Origin of the sequence: Rhizobacter sp., from assembly GCF_031412075.1 — a bacterium.
GTDB lineage: Bacteria > Pseudomonadota > Gammaproteobacteria > Burkholderiales > Burkholderiaceae_C > Rhizobacter.
On the sequence record NZ_JANOCG010000188.1, the window covers coordinates 1 to 2,669 of the forward strand.

General features: G+C 61.9%; 1 protein-coding gene and 1 pseudogene. Both read right to left on the reverse strand.

Annotation, left to right across the window (positions count from 1 at the left end; translation table 11 throughout):
- Positions 1–1,101: pseudogene (locus RMO40_RS06590) on the reverse strand (DNA-directed RNA polymerase subunit beta'); the annotation flags it as partial.
- Positions 1,102–1,118: 17 nt separating this feature from the next.
- The coding region (locus RMO40_RS06595) for a DNA-directed RNA polymerase subunit beta (protein WP_489660119.1) at positions 1,119–2,669 on the reverse strand (1,551 nt) is incomplete at its 5' end.

Sequence of the window (2,669 nt, forward strand, 5' to 3'; positions counted from 1 at the left end):
TGGCAAACCGCACTGGTGCAGTTTGAGGGTTGGGCCCACGGTAATGACGGAACGGCCTGAGTAGTCGACGCGCTTGCCCAGCAAGTTCTGGCGGAAACGACCGCTCTTGCCCTTGATCATGTCGGCCAGCGACTTGAGCGCACGCTTGTTGGCGCCCGTCATGGCCTTGCCGCGACGGCCGTTGTCGAGCAGCGAGTCAACCGCTTCTTGCAGCATGCGCTTTTCGTTGCGCACGATGATTTCCGGTGCCTTCAACTCCAACAGACGCGCGAGGCGGTTGTTGCGGTTGATGACGCGGCGATAGAGGTCGTTCAGGTCGGAGGTGGCGAAACGCCCGCCGTCCAGCGGCACCAGCGGACGCAGGTCCGGCGGCAACACAGGCAGCACGTTCATCACCATCCACTGCGGCTTGATGCCCGACTTCTTGAAGGCTTCCATCACCTTGAGGCGCTTGGAATTCTTCTTGACCTTGAGCTCGGAGCCGGTCATGTCGCCACGCAGGCGCTCGATCTCGACGTCGAGGTCCATCTCGGCCAGCAGCTTCTGCACGCCTTCGGCGCCCATCAGCGCGACGAACTCGTCACCGAACTCGGTGCGCTTCGCGTCGTAATCGTCTTCCGACATGATGCTGAACTTCTTCAGCGGGGTCATGCCCGGGTCGACCACCACGTACGCTTCGAAGTACAGCACGCGTTCGATGTCGCGCAGCGTCATGTCGAGCACCAAACCCAGGCGCGACGGCAGCGACTTCAGGAACCAGATGTGCGCGCACGGTGCGGCCAGGTCGATGTGACCCATGCGGTCACGGCGAACCTTGGTCTGCGTGACCTCAACGCCGCACTTCTCGCAGATCACCCCACGGTGTTTCAGGCGCTTGTACTTGCCGCACAGGCACTCGTAGTCCTTGATGGGCCCGAAGATCTTGGCGCAGAACAGGCCATCACGCTCCGGCTTGAAGGTACGGTAGTTGATGGTTTCCGGCTTTTTGACTTCGCCGAACGACCAGGACCGAATTTTTTCGGGGGAAGCCAGGCCAATCTTGATGGCATCGAAATGCTCATCGGGAGTGAACTGGCGGAACAGATCAAGTAAACCCTTCATTGCTCTGTGTCCTTCTATTAGTTGCGCTCGAGTTCAATGTCGATGCCCAAGGAACGGATTTCCTTGACCAGCACATTGAACGATTCCGGCATGCCGGCTTCGATGGCGTGTTCGCCCTTGACGATGCTTTCGTACACCTTGGTGCGGCCGTTCACGTCGTCGGACTTGACCGTCAGCATTTCCTGCAGCACGTAAGACGCGCCGTAGGCTTCCAGTGCCCACACTTCCATTTCGCCGAAGCGCTGGCCACCGAACTGGGCCTTGCCGCCGAGCGGCTGCTGCGTGACCAGCGAGTACGGGCCGGTGGAACGGGCGTGCATCTTGTCGTCGACCAAGTGGTGCAGCTTCAGCACGTGCATATAGCCCACCGTGACGGGGCGTTCAAACGCCTCGCCGGTGCGGCCGTCATGCAGGGTGGCCTGGGTGCGCGTGTCGGTCAGGCCCTTGGCCTTGGCGATGTCGTCCGGGTAGGCGAGCTTCAGCATGCCGCGGATTTCTTCTTCCGCCGCGCCGTCGAACACCGGCGTCGCGAACGGCACGCCCTTGCTCAGGTTGCCGGCCATCTCGAGGATGTCTGAATCGCTCAGGTGATCCAGGCGTTCGGTCTTGCCGCCCGACTTGTTGTACAGCTCGTCGAGGAACTTGCGCAGATCAGCCACCTTGGCCTGCTCCTGCAGCATGTTGCCGATGCGCTGGCCGATGCCCTTGCCGGCCCAGCCCAGGTGCACTTCGAGAACCTGGCCCACGTTCATGCGCGAAGGCACGCCCAGCGGGTTGAGCACGATGTCGCACGGCGTGCCGTCGGCCATGTAAGGCATGTCTTCGACCGGAACCACCTTCGAGACCACACCCTTGTTGCCGTGACGGCCGGCCATCTTGTCACCAGGCTGCAAGCGGCGCTTGACGGCCAGGTAGACCTTGACCATCTTGAGCACACCCGCCGGCAGTTCATCGCCTTGCGTGAGCTTCTTGCGCTTTTCTTCGAACGCGAGGTCGAAGCTGTGGCGCGTCTGCTCGAGCGAGTTCTTCACGCTCTCGAGTTGCCCGGCGTTGGTTTCATCGGCCGGGCGAATGTCGAACCAGTGGTACTTCTCGACGCTGGCCATGTAGGCCTTGTCGATGATCGTGCCCTTGGCGATCTTCTGCGGACCGCCGTTGGCGGGCTTGCCCACCAGCAGCTTCTCGATCCGGTCGAACGCGTCGCTCTCGACGATGCGCAGCTGGTCGTTCAGGTCGAGGCGGTAGCGCTTCAGCTCGTCGTCGATGATCTGCTGCGCGCGCTTGTCGCGCGGGATGCCTTCGCGGGTGAAGACCTGCACGTCGATCACGGTGCCGTTGGTACCCTGGTCGACCCGCAGAGACGTGTCTTTCACGTCGGAAGCCTTCTCGCCGAAGATCGCGCGAAGAAGTTTTTCCTCAGGCGTCAACGTGGTCTCGCCCTTGGGCGTGACCTTGCCGACCAGCGTGTCGCCCGGGTTCACTTCGGCACCGACGTAGACGATGCCTGACTCGTCGAGGCGGCCGAGTTGCTGCTCGCTCAGGTTCGGGATGTCGCGGGTGATTTCCTC